Source organism: Leucobacter chromiireducens (assembly GCF_003917135.1).
GTDB lineage: Bacteria > Actinomycetota > Actinomycetes > Actinomycetales > Microbacteriaceae > Leucobacter > Leucobacter chromiireducens_A.
In genome coordinates this window covers 43662-67691 of sequence record NZ_RPDI01000013.1, presented here as the reverse complement: position 1 = coordinate 67691, position 24030 = coordinate 43662, and the positions used below count along the sequence as shown (strand labels likewise).

Here is a 24030-nt window from a genome sequence, read left to right as displayed (position 1 = left end):
GGAGCCCAGCATGGTCAACGAGTGGTCAACACCGCTGCGAGTGGAGATCGACGGGCATCGCAACGTCACCGATCTCCTCACCGCACGCGCCGCGCACGCGCCCGAGCACGTCGCCTTCGATGTGCTGGACGAGCGAGGCGCCGCGGGTGGCGAGGGCGCTGGCGCGTGGCGCGCCGTCACCACGCGCGAGTTCCTCACGGAGGTCACCGCGCTCGCGAAGGGCATGCTCGCGGTCGGCGTCGCGGCAGGGGACGCGGTCGGGATCATGTCGGCGACGCGCTACGAGTGGGCGGTGGCCGACCTCGCCGCCTGGTTCGCAGGAGCCGTCGTTGTGCCGATCTACGACACAGCTTCAGCGGAGCAGGTGGCCGCCATCGTCCGCGACGCAGAAATCCGCCTCGCCGTTGCCGGGGACGCGCAGCAGCGTGACCTGCTCGCGCGTGCGATGGACGCCGCACCGCACGACGCCATCGGCGTGTGGGTGGTCGACGGCGGTGCCGGTGCTGGTGCTGGTGCCGGTGCCGTGGCGATCACGTCGACGAACACGCTCGCCGCGCTCGCGGCGCAGGGGCACGCGGTCTCGGACGAGACGCTCGAGGAGCGGCGCACGCTCGCGGGCCCGGACTCGCCGGCCACGATCGTGTACACCTCGGGGACCACCGGCGAGCCGAAGGGTGCGGTGCTCACCCACCGCAACTTCCTCGGCCAGGTGCTCAACATCGCCGCGGCGTACAGCGAGGTGGTGCGCGACACCGGCAACACGATCATCTTCCTCCCGCTGGCGCACGTGCTCGCGCGCGGGCTGCAGCTCATCTGCCTCGCGAACGGCATGCGCATCGCGCACCTCGCAGATCCCGCGCAGGTGGTGCCCACCCTGCAGGTGCTGCGGCCAACCTTCCTCGTCGTGGTGCCGCGCGTGCTGCAGAAGGTGCGCGCGGCGGCGGCGCAGAAGGCCGACGCGAAACGCCTGAGCGCGCTCTGGCGCGCGGCCGAGGCGACCGCGGTCGCGTGGGGCCGGGCGGCGGAGGACGCCGATGAGGAGCAGATCGCCGGCCGAGCAGCCGCCGGCCGAGGAACCGCCGGGCTCCGCGTGCGGCACGCGATCTGGGATCGCGTGTTCTTCCGCCGCTTGCGCGGGGTGCTCGGCGGAAAGCTCGAGTACATGCTGTCCGGCGGCGCGCCGCTCGACGCCGAGCTGTCGCTCTTCTTCCGCGGCATCGGCGTGCCGGTGATCGAGGGCTACGGCCTCACCGAGACCACCGCGCCGCTCACCGGCAACCTCCCGAAGCGGATCCGCTCCGGCACCGTCGGCACCCCGCTGCCCGGGCTGACCGTCCGCATCAGCCCGGAGGGGGAGGTGCTGGCGCGCGGGATCGGCGTGTGCGACGGCTACCGCGATCCCGCACACACCGCGGCCGCGTTCGTCGACGGCTTCTTCCGCACCGGTGACCTTGGCTCGCTCGACGAGCGCGGGCGCCTCACCCTGAGCGGTCGGCTCAAGGACGTGATCGTCACCTCCACAGGCAAGACCGTCGCGCCGATGAGCTGGGAGAACGTCGTTGCGGCGCACCCGCTCGTGTCGCACGCGATCGTGGTGGGCGAGGGGCGGCCGTACCTGTCGGCACTGCTCGTGCTCGATCCCGAGGAGTGGGCGGACTGGGCGGAGCGTGCCGGTGCCGAGGCGCACGGCGCAGCGCCCGGCGAGTTCTCCGAGGTGACCGACGAACTGCTGCGCGCCGAGCTCGCCGAGACCATCGACCGCGCGAACGCGCTCGTGTCGCGCAGCGAGCAGGTGAAGCGCGTCACGTTCGTGCTGGCCGATCTGAGCGACACGAAGCTCATCACGCCAACGCTGAAGATCAAACGCGGCGTCGCGCTCGAGCGCGGTGCCGAGCTGGTGGAAGCCGCGTACGCGGTGCCCGCACCCCGAACCGAGAGCTGAGGAACCCATGTCCCGCACCAACCGCGCCGCCATCATCGGCTGCGTCATCGCGCTCGCGCTCGGCGCGGGCATCGCGCTCGCCGGCTCGCAGGGCGGGGCGACCCTGCAGGTCGGGGCGACCTCGCAGGGCCTCCCGCTCTTCGCGATCGCCATCGCCGCCGCGTTCGCCGTGCAGGTGATCGCCTTCATCCCGGCGGCGCTGCTGCGCAGCGAGCACTTCTTCGACCTCACGGGATCGCTCACCTTCATCGGGGTCTCCGTGTTCCTCATCGTCGCCGCACCCGCGCCCGATGCGCGGAGCTGGGTGCTCACCGCGATGGTGGTGCTGTGGGCGCTCCGGCTCGGCCCGTTCCTCTTCCTCCGGGTCCGGCGCGCCGGCTCCGACGGGCGGTTCACGGAGATCGTGCAGCAGCCGCTCGTGTTCCTCCGCGTCTGGGTGCTGCAGGGCCTCTGGGTGAGCCTCACCGCCTCGGCGGCGTGGGCCGCGGTGAGCGCAGCGCCAGCGGCGCAGCGCCCCATCGACTGGCTCGCGGCGGTGGGCATCGTGGTGTGGCTCGCCGGGCTCGCGATCGAGGTCATCGCCGACGCGCAGAAGTCGGCGTTCCGCGCCGACAGCCGAAACGACGGCCGGTTCATCACGACGGGGCTGTGGTCGCGCTCGCGCCACCCGAACTACTTCGGCGAGATCGTGCTCTGGTGCGGCGTGTTCCTCGTCGCCGCGCCGGTGCTGACCGGGTGGCAGTGGGTGACGGTGCTGTCCCCGGTGTTCGTCACGCTCCTGCTCACCCGCGTGAGCGGCGTCCCGCTGCTCGAAGCGCGCGCGACGAAGCGGTGGGGCGGGGAAGCCGCGTACGAGCGGTACGTCGCCGAGGTCCCCGTGCTCGTCCCGCGGTTCACGCGGCCCCGGCTCGACCGAAGCTCACCAGTTTCGGGTGATGCGCGCTAATGAGGCGCACGCGAGGATAGCCGTATGAGCAATCGAACCGCCACTGTCACCTACTCGAACTTCGCGCGCGCCGAGAGCGAGCGGATGTTCACGGGAATTGCCGCGTCGGCCGGCGCGTCGAACGTCTGGAACCACTTCCGCGTGCCGACGCCGCTCGACCAGCAGACGGTCATCCGCATGAACCGGGACACGCTGTACAGCGCCGCGATCATCGACGTCACCGACGGTGCGACGATCACGATCCCCGAGGTGGGCGGGCGCTACGTCTCGGTCATGCTGGTCAACCAGGATCACTACATCAACCGGGTGCTGCACGAGGCCGGCACGTACGAGCTGACCGCCGAGGAGCTCGGCAGCGACTTCGTCTGCGCCGCAGCGCGCATTCTGGTGAACTCTGAGGATCCCGCCGACGTCGCCGAGGTCAACCGCCTGCAGGATCAGTTCCAGCTGCACTCCACCGGGCAGCGCCAGTTCGTGGCCGCCGAGGTCGACGAGGCGTCGTTCACCGAAACCCGCGAGGCGGTGCTCACGCTCGCGAAGGGACTCACGAGCCTCGAGCGCAGCTTCGGCCGCCGCGAAGAGGTCGGGGCGATCGAGCACCTGCTCGGCGCGGCGGCCGGTTGGGGCGGTCTCCCCGCGTCCGAGGCGAGCTACGAGAACGTCGATCCGCGTCTGCCGGTCGGGGAGTACACCCTCACCGTCGCCGACGTCCCCGTCGACGGCTTCTGGTCGATCTCCATGTACAACGGGGCCGGCTTCTTCGAGCCCAACGAGTGGGACGCCTACTCCGTGAACAGCGTCACCGGCGTGCGGGACGCGGACGGCTCGATCACCGTGCGTTTCGGCGGCGACCCTGCGGCCCCGAACTTCCTGCCGCTGCCCGACGGCTGGAACTACCTCGTGCGGCTCTACCGCCCGCGCCCCGAGGTGCTCGACGGCACCTGGCAGTTCCCGCAGCTCGCCGAGCAGTAGTCGGCGCAACCGCGGGCGCGCGGCTGGCGCGCCCGCGCAAGCGCGGTCTGCAGGTTCTGGTGCGTCTGAAACGGTGCCCCCGGCAGGATTCGAACCTGCGACCGACGGATTAGAAGGCCGTTGCTCTATCCACTGAGCTACGGAGGCGACCATACGAGCGTACACCGCGCAGGGCAGTGCGGGGAGCCGCCGGCGGCTTCCCGCCCGGTGGCCTCCCGCCCCCGCGTGCTCACGCGCCGGCTACTTCCCCTTCGCCGCCGCCTTCGCCGCCGCCTTCGCCGCACGCTTCGTTTCGCGCACGCGCTGCAGCGTCTCGGGCGAGGTGATGTCGGCAACGCTGCGCGCCGATCCCGCTTCACCGTAGGGCGCAGAGGCCTCGCGCCACCCCTCGCCGGCGAAGCCGCGCTGCTTGCCGAGCAGCGCGAGGAAGATCTTCGCCTTCTGCGGGCCGAAGCCCGGCAGCGTCTGCAGCCGCTTCAGCACGGTCGGCCCGTCCGGCGCGTCGCGCGTCCAGATCGCCTCGGCGTCGCCGCCCCACTCGTCGACGAGCAGCTGGCAGAGCGCCTGCACGCGCGTCGCCATCGATCCGGGGAAGCGGTGCACCGCCGGGGTCTGCGAGAACGCGGCCGACACCAGATCAGGATCGGCTGACGCGAGCGCCGCAGCGTCGACCGCGCCCAGCCGCTGCTCGATCTTCAGCGGGCCGGCGAACGCGACCTCCATGGCCACCTGCTGGTCGAGCAGCATGCCGATGAGGAGCGCGAGCGGGTTCTCGGACAGCAGCGCGTCCGCGGCGGGATCGTCAGTCAATCGGAGCGTCATGGCGCGAGTATAGGTCGGGAACGCGCGGAGCGCATCCCCATCGCGCCGCCCACGCTGGTGTGCTACTCGAAGCGGTTCACCATCGCGAGCGCGGCGCGCTCAACGTAGTCGCGGAACGCCGCATCGTGCATGGGCGGCAGCGCCGCCTCGTCGAGGGCGGCGTGCATGTGGCGCAGCCACCGCTCCTTGGCGTCCGGCGTCACCGCGAACGGCTGGTGGCGCATGCGCAGGCGCGGGTGCCCGCGCTCCTCGGAGTAGGTGGACGGGCCACCCCAGTACTGCTCAAGGAACGCGCGGAGCCGCCAGGTCGCCCCCTCCCAGTCGTCCTGCGGGTACATGGGGGCGAGCACCTCGTCCTCGCGCACCCCGCGGTAGAACGCGCGGGCGATCACCTCGAACGTCTCAGTGCCGCCCACCTGCGACCAGAGGGTCTCGGTGACGGCTGCGCCGTCGGCGCCGGCGCGGAGCGTGAGGCGCGGCGCCGGGGTGCTCTGGGGCGTGGGGTTCTGGGGCGTGGGGTTCTGGGCAGGGTCGGTCATGCGGTGCCTCCCGGCAGGTTGGGGCGCTCGTCGGAGAGCACGATGCCCTCCTCGGCGAACGCGCGACGAAGCTCTGCGCGGATGCCGCGCTGCACCTCCCACCTGGCCTCCGGGCGCGTGCGCACCGCGAGGCGGAGGGTGGCGCGGTCACCGAACACGCTCTCGAGGCCGAGCACCTCGGGCTCGCCGGTGACTTTCCGTGCGTACTTCTCAGAGGTGAGGAGGGCGCGTGCCGCGTCGATCATCACGTCGGAGACGTGGCTGAGATCCTGATTCGCGTCGACCGTCACGTCGATGAGCGCCCGGCCCCAGCCCTGCGAGGAGTTGCCGAGCGTGAGGATCTCGCCGTTGCGGATGTGCCACAGGGTGCCGTCGAGCGCGCGCACCTGGGTGACCCGGATCCCCACGTCCTCGACGGTGCCGCTGACCGTGCCGATCTGGACCACATCGCCGACGCCCAACTGGTCCTCGAACACCATGAAGATCCCGTTCAGGATGTCCTTCACGATGTTCTGCGCGCCGAAGGTGAGCCCGGCGGCCACGATTCCGGCCGAGGTGAGCACCGCGGCGAGGTCGACCGTGAGCTGCGCGAGGATCAGGATGATCGCGGTGATCACCACGGTCCACGTGATCATGTGGCGCCCCACCGTGCCGAGCGTGCGTGTGCGCTGCACCGCGCGCGCGTTCACGTAGGGCGCCGCCATCATCTCGGAGGTCGTGTCAACGTCCTGGGCGCGCTTCACCCCGCGCACCACCTGCGTGACCGTGCGCATGAGGAGTCGGCGCAGCACCCAGTTCACGAGGCATGCTGCGATCACGATCACGATGATGTTGATCACCGTGTGGTACGTCTCGTAGAAGCTCGCGAGTGCCGCGCCGAACTCACTCATGATGTTCCCCCTATGCCGTCGGCGCCGCGGGCGCCGCCTGATCTGCCTGCTGCGCGCGGAGTGCGCGCTCGACTCCGGCGAGGTGCTCGGAGATCATGCGGCGCAGCGCGGCCGGTGCCTCGGCGTTCGCCGCGAGCCAGTCGCGCGTCGCCTGTGCGAGCGCCGCGTGCGCGAGCGGTGCCGGGTAGAAGCCCTCGATGAGCTCCTCGGCGATCGCGTAGCTGCGCGACTCCCACACGGGCGTGAGCGCCGCGAAGAAGCGCGCAATGTACGGCTCGAGCAGCGTCACGTCGTGCGCGCGCGTGAAGCCGAGACCCGTGGCACGCACGATGGCGTTCGGCTGATTCGCGTCGTCGAACACCGACGCCCACGCGGCGTCCTTGTCCGCGGCGGTGGGGAGCGCTGCACGCGCGTGCGCCGCCGACTGGTTGCCGCTCGCGGTGCGATCCTCAGCGAGCCGCGCCTCGATCTGCTCGCGGGTGCCCCGCCCGCCAGCCGCGAGCGCGATGAGCAGCTCCCAGCCGAGATCGGTGTCGATGTCGAGTCCGTCGAGCGGCAGCGAGCCGTCGAAGAGCCCCTGCACCGTGTCGAGCTGCTCCTCGCTCTCGGCGAGCTGCCCGAACGACTTCACGAACTGGAACTGGCGGTCACTGCCCGGCTCCGCGTCGACCGCGAGGCGCCACAGCGCGTCGGCGACTTTCTCGAGCGTTGCCGCGCGGCGCTCGGGCGCAACGTAGCTCGACGCCGAGAGCAGCAGCTGCCCGAGCAGGGTGCGCAGCGTCGTCGACGCCGACTCCGCACCGACGTGCGCGAGCACGATGTCCACGAAGCGGGAGGCCGGGAACTCGGCGTCGCGCGTCGCATCCCAGAGCGTGCCCCACAGGAGGGCGCGGGTGAGGGAGTCCTCGACGCTGCCGAGCTTCGCGGCGGCCGTCTCGAGCGAACGCTCGTCGAGGCGGATCTTCGCGTACGTGAGATCGTCGTCGTTGAGCAGCAGCAGCTCGGGCTGCGCGACACCGACGAGCTCGGGCACCTCGGTGCGCTGGCCGTCGATGTCGAGCTCGATGCGCTGGATCCGCCGAACGGCACCGTCAGCGTCGGTGCCATCGGCGACCGTGCCGTACAGGCCAACCGCGATGCGGTGCGGGCGGATCGTCGGGTACTCGGGGATCGCGGTCTGCTCGATCGCGAAGCTCGCGTAGCTGCCGTCGGCCGCGAGCTCAAACACCGGGCGCAGCGTGTTCACGCCGGCGGTCTCGAGCCACTTCGCCGTCCAGTCCGAGAGATCGCGGCCCGACTTCGCCTCCAGCTCGCGCATGAGATCGGGCAGCTCAGTGTTCGAGTACTGGTGCTTCACGAAGTACTCGTGCACGCCCTGCATGAAGGGCTCACGGCCCACCCAGGCGACGAGCTGCTTGAGCACCGACGCGCCCTTGGCATAGGTGATGCCGTCGAAGTTGACGAGCACGTCCTCGAGGTCCCGGATCTCGGCGACGATCGGGTGCGTCGACGGCAGCTGATCCTGCCGGTACGCCCACGACTTCTCCGACGCGACGAACGTCGTCCAGCACTCGCTCCACTCGGTCGCCTCCGCGACACCGAGCGTCGACATGTACTCGGCGAACGACTCGTTCAGCCACAGATCGTTCCACCACCGCATGGTCACGAGGTCGCCGAACCACATGTGCGCGAGCTCGTGCAGGATCGTCACCACGCGGCGCTCGCGCATCGCATCGGTCACCTGGCTGCGGAACACGTACGCCTCGGTGAACGTCACCGCGCCAATGTTCTCCATCGCGCCCATGTTGTACTCGGGCACGAAGAGCTGATCGTACTTCTCAAACGGGTACGGGAAGTCGAACTGCGCCTCGAAGAACTCGAAGCCCTCGCGGGTCTTCTCGAAGATGTAGTCGGCGTCGAGGTACTCCGAGAGCGACTCGCGGCAGAACACGCCGAGCGGGATCGTGCGCCCGTCGCGGTTCGTGAGCTCCGAGCGCACCTCGGCGTACGGGCCAGCGATCAGCGCGGTGATGTAGCTCGACATGACCGGGGTCGGCTCGAACGCCCAGGTGGCGATCTCCTGCTCCGCCCAGTCGGCGCCCTGCGCCGCGGCCTTCGTGCCTGCGGCGACCGGGGCGGGGGTCGGCTGGTTCGAGACGACCTTCCAGCGCGCGGGCGCCGTGATCGTGAACGCGAACGTTGCCTTCAGATCCGGCTGCTCGAACACGGCGAACATGCGGCGCGAGTCGGGCACCTCGAACTGCGAGTAGAGATACACCTCGCCGTCCGCGGGATCCACGAAGCGGTGCAGTCCCTCACCCGTGTTGGTGTAGCGCTGCGTCGACTCGATCACGACGGTGTTCTCGGCGGCGAGGCCGGGCAGCTGGACGCGGGAATCCGCGAACAGGGCTGTGGGATCCAAATCGACCCCGTTCAGCGCGACGCGCTCGACCGAGTCGGCGATGAGGTCGACGAAGGTGTCGGCCCCGGGGGTTGCGGTGAAATGGATCGTGGTGGCCGCGGCAAAGGTCTCCGGGCCGGTGGTGAGATCCAGCGCCACCTCATAGCGCTGCGTCGCGACGACTGCGGCCCGCTCCTGGGCCTCGACGCGGGTGAGGTTCGTTCCTGGCACGTACTGCTCCTGACGAGTAAACGAATGTGACGATCTCCACCTTATGCCCGCCGCCCGCGGGTAGGCTGGCGACATGAACGCGCTGCAACCAATTCCCGAGAAACCCGAGGTCGAGTTCTGGTTTGACCCGATCTGCCCGTGGTGCTGGATGACCAGCCGCTGGGCGAGCGAGGTTGCCGAGCGCCGCGGTTTCGCGATCACCTGGCACCCCATCAGCCTCGCCATCCTCAACGAGGGCAACGAGCCGAACGACCACACGCCGCACCACATCGCGGGACATCGCATGGGGCGCGTCGTGGAAGCCGCGCGCGTGGCGAGCGGGCAGACCGTCGTCGGGCCGCTCTACACCGCGCTCGGCACGCGCATCCACCCGGGCGGACGGACCGACGTCGACGCGATCATCGCCGAGTCGCTCGCCGAGCTCGGCCTCGATCCCGCGCTCGCCGCAGCTGCAGACACCGAGGTAGCCGACGCGCAGCTGCGCGCGAACACGGATCACGCGTTGGAGCTCGCCGGGCCCGATGTCGGGGTGCCCATCATCTCGGTGAACGGCAACGCCTTCTTCGGGCCGGTCGTGACGCCGGCGCCGACGGGGGAGACGGCCCTCCGGCTGTGGGACGGCATCGTCGCCGCGGCGAGCGTCCCCGGCTTCTACGAACTGAAGCGCGGTCGGAGCGCCGGCCCGCAGTTCTAGCGCCAGCGCGAGTTCTCGACCGGCCCGCTGCGTCGCTAGGATTGATGGCATGCGCATCCATGTAGCCACCGACCACGCCGGCCTCGAGTTCAGCCAGCAGCTGCAGCAGCACCTGCAGGGGCTGGGGCACGAGGTCATCGACCACGGGCCGGCCGAGTACGACGCGCTCGACGACTACCCGTCGTTCTGCATCAACGCGGCGATCGGAGTGGCGAAGGATCAGCGCGCTGGCGTCGAGGCGCTCGGCGTGGTGTTCGGCGGCTCGGGCAACGGCGAGCAGATCGCCGCGAACAAGGTCGCTGGGATCCGCGCGGCGCTCGTCTGGAACGACTCGACGGCCGAGCTTGCCCGCGAGCACAACAACGCGAACGTCATCTCCATCGGGGCGCGCCAGCACCCCGTCGAGGACGCGATCCGCTTCATTGAACGCTTCATCACCACGCCGTTCCCCGGCGACGAGCGCCACGTGCGCCGCATCGCACAGCTCGGCGAGTACGAGCAGACGGGCGACATCGCCGGCAAGCACGTCGACCAGCTGGGCTAAGCATGCCTGAGGGGCATTCCGTCCACCGCATCGCGCGGCAGTTTGGCGTGAACTTCGTGGGGTCCCGCCCCGCCGTGTCGAGCCCGCAGGGGCGCTTCGCGCAGGGCGCCGCACTGCTCGACGGGCGCGAGATGCTCGACGCGCGCGCGGTCGGGAAGCAGATGTTTCTCGAGTTCGCCGGGGATCAGTGGCTGCGCGTGCACCTCGGCATCTACGGGGCGTGGGACTTCTCTGGGGAGGTGCGCGTCGACTCGTCGATCCAGATCCACGGGCAGACGCCAGGCCACTCCCGGCTCGGGCAGAACGGCGAGAACGCGGGGCCGGGGCGCGCGGTCGATCGCGACGCCGAGGACTCGGTGACGTCGATCGGTGCGCCGCGGCGCACGCGTGTGCGGATGGCCGAGACCGATAAGGAGTCCGCGGTGAGCGGGACGTTCCCGCCGGAGCCCGTTGGCCAGGTGCGCGTTCGCCTGCTGACGGACACGGTGTGCGCGGATCTGCGCGGGCCGACCGCGTGCGAGGTGCTCACGCCGGCCGAGGTGGACGCCGTGGTGCAGCGCCTCGGGCCGGACCCCGCGAACGCGAACACCCCGGCCGAGCGCGCGCGGTTCGTCGAGCGCGCAGGCAAGAAGAAGACACCGATCGGGCTCGTGCTGATGGATCAGGCGGTGGTGGCCGGGATCGGCAACGTGTACCGCGCCGAGATGCTCTTCCGCGCCGAACTGAATCCGCACACCCCGGCGAACTCGCTCGACCGCGCCGTGCTGGAGGCCCTCTGGGACGACTGGGCCGAGCTGCTCGAGGTGGGGATCACGGTTGGGCAGATGATCACGATCGACGGGCTCGAGGGTGAGGCGTACCAGAAGGCACTCGTTGAGCGGGACGAGCGGCACTGGGTGTACAAGCTGGAGGGCACGCCGTGCAAGCGCTGCGGCGCGAACATCGTGCTCGAGGAGTTCGGGGCGCGCAAGCTGTACTGGTGCCCGGGCTGCCAGCACTAGCGGGGGCGGGTGCTGGGTGGCCCGGTGCTGCGCGGCTGTGTGCGCAGCTGGGCAACTTGCGGAGGGTGTGCTCCGGAATGCTGCCGGGGTAGCGGCTCAAACTCGAGGCATTTCCGGAGCAGCCCGGGCCGCCCCGGCGCAGCTAGCCCACCGAGGCCAGCGCGAACGGCAGCACCGCGGGGGCACCGGCCAGGCGCAGCTCGCGCGCGGCGACCGTGAACGACCAGCGACTGTCCACGAGGTCGTCGACGAGGAGGAGCGGCCCAGGAGCCTCCGCGACGACCGCGGCGAGCTCCGGGCCGACCACCCACCGGCCCCACACGGACGCCAGGCGGAACGCGCTGTTGCCGCCGCTGCCCGCCGCCGGCCGCTCGTCCGCGAAGTCGAGCGTGCCGAGGAACGGCAGCTTGCCGCGCTCGGCGATCGCGGCGGCCGTGCTGCCGATCAGCGTCGGGCGTGTCAGCGAGGGCATCGCGACGACGCCAACGGGACGTTCGGCCCACGGCCAGTCGCGAAGCGTCGTGAGCACGGCGCCGAGGAGCGGTTCGGGGAGCGCCCGGTCTGGCGCGCCGGTGGCGAGCAGCTCGCGGAGCGGGCCGCCCCAACCGAGGTCGGTCAGGCGAGCGACCACGCGTCCGGTCTCCGCGCGCTCCTCCTGCGCGATGCGCCCCCGCACGGGGACCCCGCGCCGGTCGGCCCCCGTCGGCCACTGCCCGCGCACCTCAATGGGTACCCCGGCTTGCTGCAGGCGCGTCGTCGCGCGTTCCGCGGCGGCGCCGGTGACCACGCTCGGGTACCAGGGGCCTGCGCACACGTCGCAGCGGCCGCAGTTCGCAGCGGTGGGATCGTCGAGCTCCCGCTGCAGTTCAGCCATGCGGCACGCCTCACCCCGCTCATACCGCAGCATCGCCGCCTGCTCGGCCTCGCGCGCCGCCGCGATCCGCCGGTAGCGCTCGGCGTCGTACGTCCACGCCGCACCCGTCGACACCCAGCCGCCCTGCACCCGGCTCACCGCGCCGTCGACGTCGAGCACTTTCAGCAGGAGTTCGAGCTGGGTGCGCCGCAGATCCACCTGCGCTTCGAGCGCCGGCGTCGAGAGCGGAGCCGAGTCGGGTGAGCCGAGCGCCTCGATGACGGCGCGCGCCCGCTCCGGGTCGGGCATCGACGCGGTCGCGAAGTACCGCCAGATCGCGGGGTCCTCGGCGCCGGGGAGGAGCAGCACGTCGGCGTGCGCCGTGCCGCGGCCGGCGCGGCCAACCTGCTGGTAGTACGCGACGGGGGAGGACGGCGCCCCCAGGTGGAGCACGAAGCCGAGATCCGGCTTGTCGAAGCCCATCCCGAGCGCGCTCGTCGCGATGAGCGCCTTCACCTCGTTGCGCTGCAGCGCGGTTTCGAGCCGCGCGCGCTCCTCCGGATCGGTGCGGCCGGTGTACGCGGCGACCTCGTACCCGGCGTCGCGCAGCAGGAGCGCGGTGTCCTCCGCGGCGGAGACGGTGAGGGCGTACACGATGCCGCTGCCCGTGAAGCCGCCGAGGTGCTCCACCAGCCAGGCCAGCCGCGCCTCCGCGGACGGCAGGCGGAGGCTGCCGAGCCGCAGCGAGTCTCGGGCGAGCGTGCCGCGCAGTGTGAGGACGTCGCTGCCGAGCTGCTCGGCGACGTCGGCGACGACCCGCCCGTTCGCGGTCGCCGTGGTGGCGAGCACCGGGACGTGGCGCTCAAGCCCGGCGAGCAGCGCAGCGATCCGACGGTAGTCCGGCCGGAAGTCGTGACCCCAGTCGGAGATGCAGTGCGCCTCGTCGATCACCATGAGCCCCATGCTGGCGAGAATGGCCGGCAGCTGCGTGTCGCGGAACCGCGGGTTGTTGAGCCGCTCGGGGGAGACGAGGAGCACGTCCACCTCATCGCGGGCGAGGCGGCCCTCGATCTCTTCCCACTCCTCGGCGGTGGCCGAGTTGATCGCCGCGGCGCGCACGCCGGCGCGCTCGGCCGCGGCCACCTGATCCCGCATGAGCGCGAGCAAGGGCGAGACGAGCAACGTCGGGCCGGCGCCCCGCGCGCGCAGCAGCGCCGTCGCGACGAAGTACACCGCCGACTTGCCCCAGCCGGTGCGCTGCACGACGAGCGCGCGCCGCCCCTCGTCAACGAGCGCACTGATGGCCTCGAACTGGCCGGGGTGGAACTCGGCCGCCGCGTTGCCCGTCAGCTGCCGCAGGACCGCGAGCGCCTGTTCGTGTGTGGAGTGCTCGAGATTCGCCATGCGTCGATCCTCTCAGGTGCCACTGACAGCCGCGTCCGCGGCCCGGTCAGAAGCGCAAGATCGGTCATGCGGTGATGCGCCGATCAGGGCAGACTCGATACATGACCGAAGCTGAGCCCGATCGCCTGCGAGAGCTGCTCGACGCGGTGCTCGACGAGCCCAACCGCACCCTCGACGACATGGCCGGTGCGGCGCACGCCTCCCGATTCCACTTCGCGCGCACGGTGACGGCCGGGGCTGGCGAGTCGCCAGCGGCGCTGCGGCGACGCGTGCTCCTCGAACGCGCGGCGTGGCAGCTGCGTGGCGGGGCGAGCGTGATCGACGCGGCGCTCGCGGCCGGCTACGACTCCGCGGCGGGATTCAGCAGGGCATACGCGCGTGCGTTCGGGCACCCACCGAGCACGCGCCCCGCTGGGCACTGGCTGCCGAGCGCGAACGGCATCCACTTCCACCCGCCGATGTCGCTCTGGATCGAGGAGTCGCGCAGCCCCGAGCAGCGCAGTTCCGGACTGTCTAGTCTCGGGTCACGCAGCCCCGCGCCCGCCGCGCCGGAACTCCCGATCCTCGACCAGCAGCTCCTCCACGACGCGGACGACACGGCCGAGCTGATCGCGTTCGCGGCAACGCTGCCCGCGGCAGCGATCACCCAGGCGCAGCGCCCCGGGCAGCGCGTGCTCGACTGGTCTGGCGACGAGCCGAGCATCGCGGCGGTGCTCGCCGGCCTCGTGACCGCCAAGGAGGTGTGGCTCGCGGTGCTCGCCGGACACACGGCACCGGCACAGCCGGATCTCGGCTCACCCACGCTGCTGGCGGAGCTCGCCGAGCGGCACGCGGTGGCGTCGGCGGCCTGGATCGCCCGCGTCCGCGACATCACCCGGAGCGGGAGCTGGCACGACCGGGTGATCGACGCGCTCTGCGTCCCGCCGGAGAGCTTCCAGCTCGGCGGCGTCATCGCGCACGTGCTCCACTACGCGGCGCACCGCAGGGAACTGGCGCGCGGCATGCTCGCCGAGCACGGACTCGCGCGCGATGCCGGCGACCCGATCCTCTGGCTCCGTGCCAGGCGCGGGGAAGCCGGGTGAACCGCCCAACCCCACTGATTCCCCAAGCCCCAAGCCCGCAGACACCCGATACCCCTCCCGAAAGGACCGCACCATGTCCCGCGTGATCTACTACGTCGCCTCCTCCCTAGACGGCTTCATCGCCGACGCCGACGACTCGCTCGACTGGCTGCTCTCCCAGGAGCTCACGCCGGGCGGCGGCAACGACTACACCGCGTTCATCGCGGACATCGGCGCGATCGCGATGGGCTCGACGACCTACGAGTGGGTGCTCGCGCATGGCGAGTGGAGCTACGACATGCCGGCCTGGGTGCTCACGACTCGGGCGCTCGGCCAGCCCGAGCGCACGGCGAGCGGTGCGCCAGCTGACGTGCGCTTCGCGCGCGGCCCGGTCGGTGACGTGCACGCGGCGATGCTGGCGGCCGCGGACGGCGGGGACCTGTGGGTGGTGGGCGGCGGCGACCTCGCCGGCCAGTTCGCTGACGCCGGGCTCCTCGACGAGATTCACATCTCGATCGCGCCGGTCACGCTCGGCGCCGGGCGCCCACTGCTCCCGCGCCGGCTCGACCTCGAACTCCTCGAGCAGGGCACGAACGGCGCGTTCGCGACCGCGCGCTATGCGGTGCGCCGCGCCGCCGCCCGGTGACGCCCCTCCGCGCGGGGATGTGGCATAATTGATCCTTGTGCCACGGTGCGGCACTGCCGCGAGGGTCCGCACACACCGTGAGCCAACACCTCTTCATACTTTGAATATCCGCGTTCCGACTTGCGGCGGGCGCAGAGAGAGAACATCATGCAGAAGCTCGACCACGTCGATGCCGCGTCGCTCAAGAGCGACATTCCCGCTTTCCGTGCCGGTGACACCGTCAAGGTTCACGTCAACATCGTCGAGGGTAACCGCTCGCGTGTTCAGGTGTTCCAGGGCGTTGTGATCTCGCGTCACGGCGAGGGTGTTCGCGAGACCTTCACGGTTCGCAAGATCAGCTTCCAGGTGGGCGTTGAGCGTAAGTTCCCCGTGCACTCGCCGGCGATCGACAAGATCGAGGTCGTCACCCGCGGTGACGTGCGTCGCGCGAAGCTCTACTACCTGCGCGGCCTCACCGGCAAGAAGGCCAAGATCAAGGAGAAGCGCGACGCGTAAGCTGCGCACTGATCCAGCGGCGTGTCCGCCGACACGCCAGTGACGCTTTCAGGCTCCCTCCCGCCAGGGTATGGGAGCCTGAAGTGTCTCACCCGAGAGTTTTCCCCGCTGAGGCTGCGGGACCCCGCCGCGCACGTCGCGCGGCCACACAGCAAGGAGCGCACATGAGCGAGGCTGAGCACAGCGCGGGCGGCCGCACGCGACGGGGCGGGTTTGTCGGCTTCGTGCGCGATCTGCTCGTGATCCTCATCGTCGCGTTCCTCGTGTCGTTCCTGCTGAAGACGTTCCTCGTGCGGAGCTTCTACATCCCCTCGCAGTCGATGGAGCACACGCTCGAGGTGAACGACCGGATCCTCGTGAACCAGCTGGTGCCGAACGTCATGGACGTGCAGCGCGGCGACGTCGTGGTGTTCAAGGATCCGGGCGGGTGGCTGTACCCGCGCTCGGAGAACCCGCCGAGCGGCTTCGAGAAGGTGCTGCAGACGCTCGGCCTCGCCGCAGACACGAGCAACGAGTACGTCGTGAAGCGCGTGATCGGCGTCGGCGGCGACCGCGTGCAGTGCTGCGACGCCGAGGGGCGCGTCATGGTCAACGGGGTGCCGCTCGACGAGTCGTACATCGTGATCCCGCCGGGGGAGACCAGGGCCTCGAAGATCGACTTCGACGTCACGGTGCCGGAGAACTCCGTGTGGGTGATGGGCGACAACCGCTACCAGAGCAAGGACTCGCGCTACAACCAGGATCAGCCGGGCAAGGGTTTCGTGCCGGAGTCCGAGATCGTCGGCCGCGCGTTCGTGCTGAACTGGCCGCTCGACCGCTTCACGTGGCTCGGCGTGCCCGAGGGCACCTTCACCGGGGTCGAGCAGGCGAGCCAGGCGAGCGGCGAGTGAGCGAGCCGGCCGCCGCGGCCCCGCCGTCGAAGGACCCGACCCTCGACGTCGAGGCGGCGTACTTCGCGGCCGGCGCCCCGCTCGTGATCGGCCTCGACGAGGTCGGGCGCGGCGCGATCGCTGGCCCCGTCGCGGTCGGCGCGCACGTGGTGCTCGCCGGCACGCGCGAGTTCCCCGCCGGCCTGCGCGACTCGAAGCTGCTCAGCGAGAAGCGTCGCACCGCGATCGCGCCGCTCGTGCGCGAGTGGGGGGCCGGGGCCGTCGGTTTCGCGAGCGCCGAGGAGATCGACTCGCTCGGGATCACGGCGATGCTCGGCGCGGCCGCGCGCCGTGCGCTCCTCACGCTGCACGAGGCGGGGGTCCCGGTGAACGACGCGGTGATCCTGCTCGATGGCTCGCACGACTGGCTCAGCCCGGTCCTGAAGCACCCGCTCACCGTGCACACCCGGGTGGGGGCGGATCGCGCGTGCGCGAGTGTCGCCGCCGCGTCGGTGCGCGCGAAGGTCGACCGCGACGACGTCATGCGCGCGGCGCACGAGGAGCACCCCGAGTACGGCTGGGACTCGAACAAGGGGTACGGTTCGAAGGCGCACTACGCGGGGCTCGCCGCGGCCGGCCTCACCGAGATGCACCGCGCCACCTGGATCAAATCGCTGCCGTGAGCGCTCCGCTAAGCTGGAGGAATGAGCGTGCGCACGATCAGCCCTGAAGCTCCCATCGGGGTGTTCGACTCGGGCGTCGGCGGGCTCACCGTGGCGCGCGCGATCCGGGATCAGCTGCCTGGCGAGTCGATGATCTACGTCGGCGACACGGCGCGCACGCCGTACGGTCCGCGCCCGATCGCCGAGGTGCGCCGCTTCGCGCTCGAGATCCTCGACGATCTCGTGATGCAGGGCGTCAAGATGCTCGTGATCGCCTGCAATACCGCATCGGCCGCCGTGCTGCGCGACGCGCGCGAGCGCTACGACGTGCCCGTCATCGAGGTGATCGCACCGACCGTGCGCAGCGCGGCAGCGATCACCCGAAACGGCCGCGTCGGCCTGATCGGCACGCAGGGCACCATCCAGTCGCGCGCGTACGACGACCTGTTCGCGATGCGCCCAGAGATTTCGCTCACCTCGGCGGCGGCGCCGCGCTTCGTGGAGTTCGCCGAGTCGGGGGAGACGAGCGGCCCCCGCGTGCACGCGGTCGCGCAGCAGTACCTCGCGCCGCTCATCGCTGAGGGCATCGACACGCTGGTGCTCGGCTGCACGCACTACCCCTTCCTGCGCGGCGCGCTGCGCCAGGTGGTCGGCCCGGACGTCGCGCTCGTGTCGAGCGACCTGGAGACCGCGAGCGAGGTGTTCCACACGCTGACGCAGCGCGACATGCTCCGGCCGCCGACCGCCGGCGAGCCGACCGTGCGCTACGAGTCGACCGGCCCGGACACCGAGGCGTTCGTCGCGCTCGCGCGCCGCATGCTCGGCAACAGCATCGAGCGGGTGGAGCGCGTGCAGACCGGCGCGATCCAGCTGCCCAGCTAGCCGCCACGCCCCGCCACGTCCCGCCATGCCACGCCCCCGACGTTTCCCAGGATTTCCCGAGAGAGGACCCGCACATGACCGAGCTTGCAGGAGCTGGAGCCACCCGAGCGGACGGCCGCACCCCGGCCGAGATGCGCCCCGTCACGATTGAGCGCGGCTGGAGCGCGCAGGCCGAGGGCAGCGCCCTCATCTCCTTCGGCAACACGAAGGTGCTCTGCACGGCCTCCTTCACCCCCGGCGTTCCGCGCTGGCTCGCCGGCAAGGGCACCGGGTGGGTGACCGCCGAGTACTCGATGCTGCCCCGCTCAACGAACGAGCGCATGCAGCGCGAATCGGTGAAGGGCAAGATCGGCGGCCGCACGCACGAGATCTCGCGCCTCATCGGGCGCAGTCTGCGCGCCATCATCGACACGAAGGCGCTCGGCGAGAACACGATCGTGATCGACTGCGACGTGCTGCAGGCCGACGGCGGCACGCGCACGGCTTCGATCACCGGCGCGTACGTCGCGCTCGCCGACGCGATCGAGTGGGCGCGCGCGAAGGGGCACCTCCCGCGCAACGCGAAGCCGCTCACCGACAGCGTTGCCGCGGTGTCGGTCGGCATCGTCGGCGAGACCGCGATGAGCGACCTCGCGTACGTCGAGGACTCCCGGGCCGAGACCGACATGAACGTCGTCGTCACCGGATCCGGCGACTTCGTCGAGGTGCAGGGCACCGCCGAGGGCGTGCCGTTCACGCGCGCGGAGCTCGACGCCCTGCTGGATCTCGCGGTCGTGAGCACCGGCGAGCTCGCCGAACTGCAGCGCGCCGCGCTCGCCGAGGACGGCGCGGCATGAGCCGGCAGCTGGTCCTCGCCTCGCACAACGCGCACAAGCTCACCGAGCTGCAGCGCATCCTCGGCCCGCTGATCCCGGGCATCGAGCTCATCGGCTACGACGGGCCGGAGCCCGTGGAGACCGGCACGAGCTTCGAGGAGAACGCGCTCCTGAAGGCGCGCGCCGCCGCGGAGCACACCGGCCTGCCGGCGATCGCCGACGACTCCGGCATCGCCGTTGACGTGCTGGGCGGGTGCCCAGGCATCTTCTCCGCGCGCTGGGGCGGCCCTGCGCGCAGCGACACAGCGAACGTTGAGCTGCTGCTCTGGCAGCTCAGCGACATGGCCGACGAACACCGGGCGGCCGGCTTCGTCTGCGCCGCGGCGCTCGTGGTGCCAGGCGCGGACGGCGCGGAGGCTTCCGAGGTGTGCGAGCTCGGGGTCTGGCAGGGCACCGTGCTCCGCACCCCAGCCGGCGACGGCGGCTTCGGCTACGATCCCATCTTCCAGCCAGAGGGGAGTTGCCGCTCCGCGGCCGAGATGACCGCGGCGGAGAAGGATCAGCAGTCCCACCGAACGCGCGCGTTCACCGCGCTCGCCGAGGAGATCCGCACGCGCCTGTAGGCGCCAGAGACGCTGGCTTGTGTGGTCCCACGACCCGAGCCCGAGTGCCCCGCATGAGCGACGCCGGCACCCAACACACGCACGACACAATTTTCGACACCAGAGATGGAGATCTCACGATGACGGAAGAGCAGACGGGCGGCCTGGTCCGCCCCGACGTTACCGAGGCCGACGCGGCCTCGATTGCGCGCGAGTGCTATGGGATCGAGGCGGTCGCGACCGAGCTCGGCAGCAATCAGGACCGCAACTTTGTGCTGACCGAGGCGGACGGCTCGCGCAGCGTGCTGCGCGTCGATAACCCGGTGTTCACCGATCCCGAGCGAGACGCGCAGCACGCCGCGCTCGAGGCGTACCGCGCCGCCGGCGTGCCGGTCGCCGCAGTACTGCCCGGGCTGAACGGCGAGGAGACGCAGCGCTGGGGCGGCTTCGCCGTGCGCCGCAGCGAGTTCGCGCCGGGCGCCCCCATGGTCGACCTCGGCTACTTCGCACCCCGCGTGCTGGCGGAGTTCGGCGCGCTTGCCGCCGCCTCGGTGCGCGCGCTCGCCGAGCTCAGGCACCCCGGGCTGGAGCGGGATCACATGTGGGTGATGGCCGTCGCGCACGAGCAGACGCTCGCGCTCGCCCCGGCGATCGCCGACGCCGAGCTGCGCGAGCGGGTGGTCGCGGCGGCGAACCGGGCGCAGACGGCCCTCGCCGCGGTCGCGGCTGAGCTGCCGACGCAGGCGATCCACGGTGATCTGACGGACGACAACGTCACCGGGCTCCCCGGGGACGATGCCCGCGTGCACCCGCACACGGTGCTGGATCTCGGCGATCTCGCCTACGGGTGGCGTGTCGCCGAGCTCTCGGTCACGGCGTCCTCGATGCTGCACCACGAGCCGGAGCGCCCGCTGCGCGTGCTCGAGCTCATCGCCGCGTTCCACCGTGACGCGCCGCTCTCGGCCGCTGAGGCGCGGGCGGTGTGGCCCCTCATCGTGCTCCGCGCCGCGGTGCTGGTCGCGAGCGGCTGGCGCCAGCTCGAGATCGACGGCGACAACGAGTACGCGCGCGAGCGCATCGCGGGGGAGCAGGCGATCTTCGACGCGGCCACCGCGCTCCCGCTCGCCGAGGCGACGGAGCAGGTGCTCGCGCTGCTCGGCTTCCAGGGCGCCGTGAGCGGCGCTGGGCTGCAGCTCACCGCGGCCCCCGGTGTGGGGACGGCGCGGAGCACCGCCGCACCGCTCAGCACGCTGCTGCCCGAGGTGGGCGGCGAGGTGCGCGTGCTTGATCCCGGGGTCGAGTCCGAGGCGCTGGCCGCCGGCGCGTGGCAGTCGGCCGACGCGGAGGACGCGCTCGTTGCCGCGGCGTTCGCGGGGGGCGCGCAGGCTGCGGTGCTGCCGTACGGCGTGTACCGCCTCACGCGCACCGTGGTGGACGCGGCAGCCGGTGCCGCGAGCTGGCCGTTCGGCACCGAGGTGTGGCTGCCGGCTGGCGGCGCGCAGCCGGTCGTCGCGCCGGCGGCCGGAACCGTCCGCACGGTGTCCGAGCGCGGCCTGCTGCTCGAGCTCGCCGGGGGCTGGCTGCTCTCGATCGACGGGGTCGCCGCCGCCTCGGGGCTCGCCGAGGGCGAGGAACTCGCTGCCGGCGCAGCGCTCGGCGAGGTTCCGGCCGCGTCGGCGTCGCGCCCGCTCGCGGTTGCCCTGCTCCGCGGCGACGCCGCGGCCGGCGCCGAGCCGCCGATCCTCTCGCTCGCGGCCCCAGCGCCCGGCCGCGCGCAGCTCGTCGTCCCCGAGCGTGTCGCCGCGTGGCGGCGCTTCAGCCACGATCCCGCTGGCCTGCTCGGACTTCCCGAGCTCGCCCAGCGCGACGAGGCCGGTGACGAGCTCGCCCGCCGCGAGCAGATCTTCGCGAGCGCGCAGGAGCGCTACTATGAGCGCCCGATGCAGATCGAGCGCGGCTGGCGCCACCACCTCATCGACACGACGGGTCGCGCCTACGTCGACATGGTCAACAACGTGACGGGGCTCGGGCACGGCCACCCGGGCGTCGCGGACGCGGTGAACCGGCAGATTCGCGTGCTGAACACGAACTCGCGCTTCCTGTTCCGCGAGCTCGCCGAGTACAGCGAGCGGCTGCTCGCGCAGCTGCCTGCGGACTCCGAACTCGACACCGTGCTGCTCGTGAACAGCGGCTCCGAGGCCGTCGACCTCGCCCTCCGGCTCGCCCAGGCGGCGACGGGCAAGCGCACGGTCGTCGCGCTCCGCGAGGCGTACCACGGCTGGACCATGGCGTCCGACGCGGTGACGACGAGCGCGTACGACAACCCGTACGCCCTCGAGAACCGGCCCGACTGGGTGCACGTCTCCGACGTGCCGAACCGCTTCCGCGGCACCTACCGCGGCGCGGCGGACGACGCGACGGTTGGCGCGCGCTACGCGGCCGACCTCGGCGCGGATCTCGACGCGCTTGCCGCCGAGGGGCGCGGCGTCGCCGGCTTCATCTGCGAGTCGGTGCTCGGCAACGCCGGCGGCGTGATGCTGCCGGAGGGCTACCTCGCCGACGTCTACGCGCGCGTGCGCGCGGCGGGCGGCCTCTGCATCGCCGACGAGGTGCAGGTGGGCTTCGGGCGCATGGGCTCCTCGTTCTGGGGCTTCGAGCAGTCGGGCGTTCGCCCCGACATCATCGCGATCGCGAAACCGATGGGCAACGGCTTCCCGATCGGCGGCGTGATCACCTCGAAGCGCGTCGCCGATGCGCTCGCCTCGCAGGGCCAGTTCTTCTCCTCGGCGGGCGGCAACCCGCTGAGCTGCCGGGTGGGCATCGCCGTGCTCGACGCGATGGCCGAGGAGGGCCTGCAGGAGAACGCGCGCGTGGTTGGCGCGCACCTGGCTGACGGCTTCCGCGCCCTCGCGGAGCGCCACGGCATCATCGGGCCCGTGCACGGCGAGGGGCTCTACCTCGGCGTCGAGCTCGTCCGGGACCGCGAGACGATGGAGCCGGCGGCGGCCGAGGCCGCGGCGATCTGCGAGCGTCTGCGCGAGCTCGGCGTGATCGTGCTCACCACCTCCGAGCGCTCGAACGTGCTGAAGGTGAAGCCGCCGCTCTGCCTCACCATCGAGAGCGCCGACTTCGTGATTGCGGCGCTCGACCGGGTGCTCACCGAGGGCTGGTAGCACGCGGTGGGAGGTGCCGGGGACGCGGACACCGCGTCCCCGGCACCGCTCACAGGCCGAGGATCGTCCTCGCGATCACGAAGTAGATGATCAGCCCGGTCGCATCGACGAACGTCGAAATGAACGGGTTCGAGAACACCGCGGGATCGACGCGCACCGCGCGCGCGAGCAGCGGCATGCAGCCGCCGACCGCCGCCGCGACCGTGCACACCGCCAGCAGGGTCAGCCCGATCACGAGCCCGATCTGCGGCGAGAAGGCGACGGCAGCGATCCCGAACCCGATTGTGCCGAGCAGCAGCCCGAGCATCGCGCCGGTGCGCAACTCGCGCGTGAGCACGCGGAGCACGTCGCGCGGGGCGACGTCGCCGAGGGCGAGCGCGCGCGTCACCGTGGTCGCCGCCTGATTACCGGTGTTGCCGCCCGTGCCGATGAGCAGCGGTACGAAGAGCGCGAGCACGGTGACCTGCTCGATGGTGGCCTCGAACACGGAGAGGACCTGCACCGTCAGCGTCGCGCCGACCGCGAGCACGAGCAGCCACACCACGCGCGAGCGCACGAGCGTGCCGACCGGGGTCGACAGGTAGGGGCGGCGCAGCGGCTCGGTGCCGCCCTGGCGCGCGGCGTCCTCGCTCTCCTCGTGCTCGAGGATGCGCACCGCGTCGTCGATGGTCAGCACCCCGAGCAGGCGGTGCTCGCTGTCGACGATGGGGAGCGCGAGAAACGCGCGATCTGCGCAGAGCCGGGCAACGAGCTCCTCGTCCTCGGTCGCCTCGGCGGTGACCACCGGGTTCATCAGGGCGTCGACGCGCTGCGCATCGTCGGCCGCGAGGAGCTCGCGGAGGCTCACGACGCCCACCACGTGGCGGGAATCGTCGAGCACCGGGATGGTGTACACCGTCTCGGCGTCGTCGAGGTGATCCCGCACGCGCTGCATCGTCTCCGCGACCGTGAACGACGCGCGCGTCGACACGTACTCGAGCGACATGCGGCGGCCGATGCTGCCCTGCGGGTAGCCGAGCAGTGCGGAGGTGAGCACCCGCTCGTGCTCGGGCAGGCCGCGCAGCAGGCGCGTCGCGAGCGCCGCGGGCACCTCGTCGAGCAGCCACAGCCGGTCGTCGTGATCGAGATCGGCAAAGAGCTGGGCGACCTCGGCGTCCTGCAGGCCGTGCAGCAGGTCGCTCTGGAGCGGCGGGTCGAGCAGCTCGAATACTTCGGCTGCGCGGTCTTTCGGGAGCAGCCGATAGATCACCGCGCGCTGCTTCCCGCTGAGCCGCTCGAAGAGCGGAACGAGATCGTTCGCGGAAACGGGTTCCAGCACCCGCGTCAGCGCGGTCAGATCCCGCGCCGAGAACAACTGCTCGATCGTGGTCGCCAGATCATCCATGTTCTGGATCTGGGGTGAGGTCATCGGGTCACTCCTCGCCGGCGTCCCGCCTTGGGCACGCCACACACTGATCGGACGCTCGCGGATCGGAGCGGCCGAGGGGTGCCGGACGACGTTCGGTCGCTACCGCATCGCGCGAAGCGAGGGAACGGTCACCGCGTCCGGCTGCTGACTGCAACTGTCACTGGGCACGTACTCACCT

The 24030-nt window shown here is 71.5% G+C and carries 21 protein-coding genes and 1 tRNA gene; 15 read left to right on the top strand and 7 right to left on the bottom strand.

The features are described from left to right. The first annotated feature begins 10 nt into the window (after positions 1 to 10). The 3 genes from EGM46_RS08130 to EGM46_RS08120 are packed head-to-tail and all read left to right on the top strand — an operon-like array spanning position 11 to position 3860. Positions 11 to 1942, top strand: a complete 1932-nt coding sequence (locus EGM46_RS08130) for an AMP-dependent synthetase/ligase (RefSeq protein ID WP_125099656.1) — start codon at positions 11 to 13, stop codon at positions 1940 to 1942. Positions 1943 to 1949: 7 nt separating this feature from the next. Then, positions 1950 to 2888, top strand: a complete 939-nt coding sequence (locus tag EGM46_RS08125; RefSeq protein WP_125099655.1) for a DUF1295 domain-containing protein — start codon at positions 1950 to 1952, stop codon at positions 2886 to 2888. A 24-nt stretch (positions 2889 to 2912) separates the two neighbouring features. Continuing rightward, positions 2913 to 3860: a DUF1214 domain-containing protein gene (locus EGM46_RS08120; RefSeq protein WP_241156244.1), complete on the top strand. Its 948-nt coding sequence runs from the start codon at positions 2913 to 2915 to the stop codon at positions 3858 to 3860. Between the two features lie 74 nt (positions 3861 to 3934). On the opposite strand, the gene EGM46_RS08115 is transcribed toward EGM46_RS08120, so the two are convergent. From EGM46_RS08115 to pepN, 5 genes are all read right to left on the bottom strand, one after another. After that, positions 3935 to 4007: transfer RNA gene (locus EGM46_RS08115), tRNA-Arg, on the bottom strand. 93 nt (positions 4008 to 4100) lie between these two features. After that, positions 4101 to 4682: an HhH-GPD-type base excision DNA repair protein gene (locus EGM46_RS08110; protein WP_125099654.1), complete on the bottom strand. Its 582-nt coding sequence runs from the start codon at positions 4680 to 4682 to the stop codon at positions 4101 to 4103. 62 nt (positions 4683 to 4744) lie between these two features. Next, entirely contained in the window at positions 4745 to 5221 is a 477-nt protein-coding gene (locus tag EGM46_RS08105) for a globin (RefSeq protein WP_125099653.1), read from the bottom strand. Further along, entirely contained in the window at positions 5218 to 6111 is an 894-nt protein-coding gene (locus tag EGM46_RS08100) for a mechanosensitive ion channel family protein (RefSeq protein WP_125099652.1), read from the bottom strand. Before EGM46_RS08100 ends, EGM46_RS08105 begins: the two co-directional genes overlap by 4 nt. A gap of 10 nt (positions 6112 to 6121) precedes the next feature. Continuing rightward, complete coding sequence (pepN, locus tag EGM46_RS08095; RefSeq protein WP_125099651.1) at positions 6122 to 8743, bottom strand: aminopeptidase N; 2622 nt, start codon at positions 8741 to 8743, stop codon at positions 6122 to 6124. 73 nt (positions 8744 to 8816) lie between these two features. Here pepN and EGM46_RS08090 point away from each other — a divergent pair, with 73 nt between their 5' ends. The 3 genes from EGM46_RS08090 to EGM46_RS08080 are packed head-to-tail and all read left to right on the top strand — an operon-like array spanning position 8817 to position 10982. After that, complete coding sequence (locus tag EGM46_RS08090; RefSeq protein ID WP_206427537.1) at positions 8817 to 9437, top strand: DsbA family protein; 621 nt, start codon at positions 8817 to 8819, stop codon at positions 9435 to 9437. Between the two features lie 49 nt (positions 9438 to 9486). After that, positions 9487 to 9981 carry a ribose-5-phosphate isomerase gene (locus tag EGM46_RS08085; RefSeq protein ID WP_125099650.1) on the top strand — a complete coding sequence of 165 codons (495 nt, stop codon included), beginning with the start codon at positions 9487 to 9489 and terminating at the stop codon, positions 9979 to 9981. Positions 9982 to 9983: 2 nt separating this feature from the next. Continuing rightward, a complete protein-coding gene (locus EGM46_RS08080) occupies positions 9984 to 10982 on the top strand; it encodes an Fpg/Nei family DNA glycosylase (RefSeq protein ID WP_125099649.1) in 999 nt (332 codons plus the stop codon). A 142-nt stretch (positions 10983 to 11124) separates the two neighbouring features. Here the strand turns inward: EGM46_RS08080 and EGM46_RS08075 are convergent, their stop codons facing one another. Continuing rightward, positions 11125 to 13239 (bottom strand): RecQ family ATP-dependent DNA helicase, encoded by a 2115-nt coding sequence (locus EGM46_RS08075; RefSeq protein ID WP_125099648.1) that lies wholly within the window; start codon positions 13237 to 13239, stop codon positions 11125 to 11127. Between the two features lie 101 nt (positions 13240 to 13340). Between EGM46_RS08075 and EGM46_RS08070 the strand changes: the two genes are divergently transcribed. The 9 genes from EGM46_RS08070 to EGM46_RS08030 all read left to right on the top strand — a co-directional run bounded on the left by EGM46_RS08070 (position 13341) and on the right by EGM46_RS08030 (position 22444). Then, positions 13341 to 14321 carry a helix-turn-helix transcriptional regulator gene (locus EGM46_RS08070; RefSeq protein ID WP_125099647.1) on the top strand — a complete coding sequence of 327 codons (981 nt, stop codon included), beginning with the start codon at positions 13341 to 13343 and terminating at the stop codon, positions 14319 to 14321. Between the two features lie 73 nt (positions 14322 to 14394). Beyond that, positions 14395 to 14946 carry a dihydrofolate reductase family protein gene (locus tag EGM46_RS08065; RefSeq protein WP_125099646.1) on the top strand — a complete coding sequence of 184 codons (552 nt, stop codon included), beginning with the start codon at positions 14395 to 14397 and terminating at the stop codon, positions 14944 to 14946. A 147-nt stretch (positions 14947 to 15093) separates the two neighbouring features. Further along, a complete protein-coding gene (gene rplS, locus EGM46_RS08060) occupies positions 15094 to 15441 on the top strand; it encodes a 50S ribosomal protein L19 (RefSeq protein WP_125099645.1) in 348 nt (115 codons plus the stop codon). A 164-nt stretch (positions 15442 to 15605) separates the two neighbouring features. Then, positions 15606 to 16331 (top strand): signal peptidase I, encoded by a 726-nt coding sequence (lepB, locus tag EGM46_RS08055; protein WP_125099644.1) that lies wholly within the window; start codon positions 15606 to 15608, stop codon positions 16329 to 16331. Then, the gene (locus tag EGM46_RS08050; protein WP_241156243.1) at positions 16328 to 16993 is read left to right on the top strand and encodes a ribonuclease HII; all 666 of its coding nucleotides are present in this window, start codon (positions 16328 to 16330) and stop codon (positions 16991 to 16993) included. Before lepB ends, EGM46_RS08050 begins: the two co-directional genes overlap by 4 nt. 21 nt (positions 16994 to 17014) lie before the next feature. Beyond that, positions 17015 to 17854, top strand: a complete 840-nt coding sequence (murI, locus tag EGM46_RS08045) for a glutamate racemase (protein ID WP_125099643.1) — start codon at positions 17015 to 17017, stop codon at positions 17852 to 17854. A 74-nt stretch (positions 17855 to 17928) separates the two neighbouring features. After that, a complete protein-coding gene (rph, locus tag EGM46_RS08040) occupies positions 17929 to 18690 on the top strand; it encodes a ribonuclease PH (RefSeq protein ID WP_125099642.1) in 762 nt (253 codons plus the stop codon). Beyond that, the gene (gene rdgB / locus EGM46_RS08035) at positions 18687 to 19292 is read left to right on the top strand and encodes an RdgB/HAM1 family non-canonical purine NTP pyrophosphatase (RefSeq protein ID WP_125099641.1); all 606 of its coding nucleotides are present in this window, start codon (positions 18687 to 18689) and stop codon (positions 19290 to 19292) included. The genes rph and rdgB overlap by 4 nt, the downstream gene beginning before the upstream one ends. 119 nt (positions 19293 to 19411) lie before the next feature. Next, positions 19412 to 22444: an aminotransferase gene (locus EGM46_RS08030; protein WP_125099640.1), complete on the top strand. Its 3033-nt coding sequence runs from the start codon at positions 19412 to 19414 to the stop codon at positions 22442 to 22444. 49 nt (positions 22445 to 22493) lie between these two features. Here EGM46_RS08030 and mgtE read toward each other — a convergent pair whose 3' ends face one another. Then, positions 22494 to 23852 (bottom strand): magnesium transporter, encoded by a 1359-nt coding sequence (gene mgtE / locus EGM46_RS08025; RefSeq protein WP_125099639.1) that lies wholly within the window; start codon positions 23850 to 23852, stop codon positions 22494 to 22496. Positions 23853 to 24030 lie beyond the last annotated feature (178 nt).

What these genes read in the sequence shown, in the direction of transcription:
- EGM46_RS08130 (WP_125099656.1), top strand. Translation starts at nt 11, where the DNA reads ATGGTCAACGAGTGGTCAACACCGCTGCGAGTGGAGATCGACGGGCAT.
- EGM46_RS08125 (WP_125099655.1), top strand. Translation starts at nt 1,950, where the DNA reads ATGTCCCGCACCAACCGCGCCGCCATCATCGGCTGCGTCATCGCGCTC.
- EGM46_RS08120 (WP_241156244.1), top strand. Translation starts at nt 2,913, where the DNA reads ATGAGCAATCGAACCGCCACTGTCACCTACTCGAACTTCGCGCGCGCC.
- EGM46_RS08110 (WP_125099654.1), bottom strand. Translation starts at nt 4,682, where the DNA reads ATGACGCTCCGATTGACTGACGATCCCGCCGCGGACGCGCTGCTGTCC.
- EGM46_RS08105 (WP_125099653.1), bottom strand. Translation starts at nt 5,221, where the DNA reads ATGACCGACCCTGCCCAGAACCCCACGCCCCAGAACCCCACGCCCCAG.
- EGM46_RS08100 (WP_125099652.1), bottom strand. Translation starts at nt 6,111, where the DNA reads ATGAGTGAGTTCGGCGCGGCACTCGCGAGCTTCTACGAGACGTACCAC.
- EGM46_RS08090 (WP_206427537.1), top strand. Translation starts at nt 8,817, where the DNA reads ATGAACGCGCTGCAACCAATTCCCGAGAAACCCGAGGTCGAGTTCTGG.
- EGM46_RS08085 (WP_125099650.1), top strand. Translation starts at nt 9,487, where the DNA reads ATGCGCATCCATGTAGCCACCGACCACGCCGGCCTCGAGTTCAGCCAG.
- EGM46_RS08080 (WP_125099649.1), top strand. Translation starts at nt 9,984, where the DNA reads ATGCCTGAGGGGCATTCCGTCCACCGCATCGCGCGGCAGTTTGGCGTG.
- EGM46_RS08075 (WP_125099648.1), bottom strand. Translation starts at nt 13,239, where the DNA reads ATGGCGAATCTCGAGCACTCCACACACGAACAGGCGCTCGCGGTCCTG.
- EGM46_RS08070 (WP_125099647.1), top strand. Translation starts at nt 13,341, where the DNA reads ATGACCGAAGCTGAGCCCGATCGCCTGCGAGAGCTGCTCGACGCGGTG.
- EGM46_RS08065 (WP_125099646.1), top strand. Translation starts at nt 14,395, where the DNA reads ATGTCCCGCGTGATCTACTACGTCGCCTCCTCCCTAGACGGCTTCATC.
- rplS (WP_125099645.1), top strand. Translation starts at nt 15,094, where the DNA reads ATGCAGAAGCTCGACCACGTCGATGCCGCGTCGCTCAAGAGCGACATT.
- lepB (WP_125099644.1), top strand. Translation starts at nt 15,606, where the DNA reads ATGAGCGAGGCTGAGCACAGCGCGGGCGGCCGCACGCGACGGGGCGGG.
- murI (WP_125099643.1), top strand. Translation starts at nt 17,015, where the DNA reads ATGAGCGTGCGCACGATCAGCCCTGAAGCTCCCATCGGGGTGTTCGAC.
- rph (WP_125099642.1), top strand. Translation starts at nt 17,929, where the DNA reads ATGACCGAGCTTGCAGGAGCTGGAGCCACCCGAGCGGACGGCCGCACC.
- rdgB (WP_125099641.1), top strand. Translation starts at nt 18,687, where the DNA reads ATGAGCCGGCAGCTGGTCCTCGCCTCGCACAACGCGCACAAGCTCACC.
- EGM46_RS08030 (WP_125099640.1), top strand. Translation starts at nt 19,412, where the DNA reads ATGACGGAAGAGCAGACGGGCGGCCTGGTCCGCCCCGACGTTACCGAG.
- mgtE (WP_125099639.1), bottom strand. Translation starts at nt 23,852, where the DNA reads ATGACCTCACCCCAGATCCAGAACATGGATGATCTGGCGACCACGATC.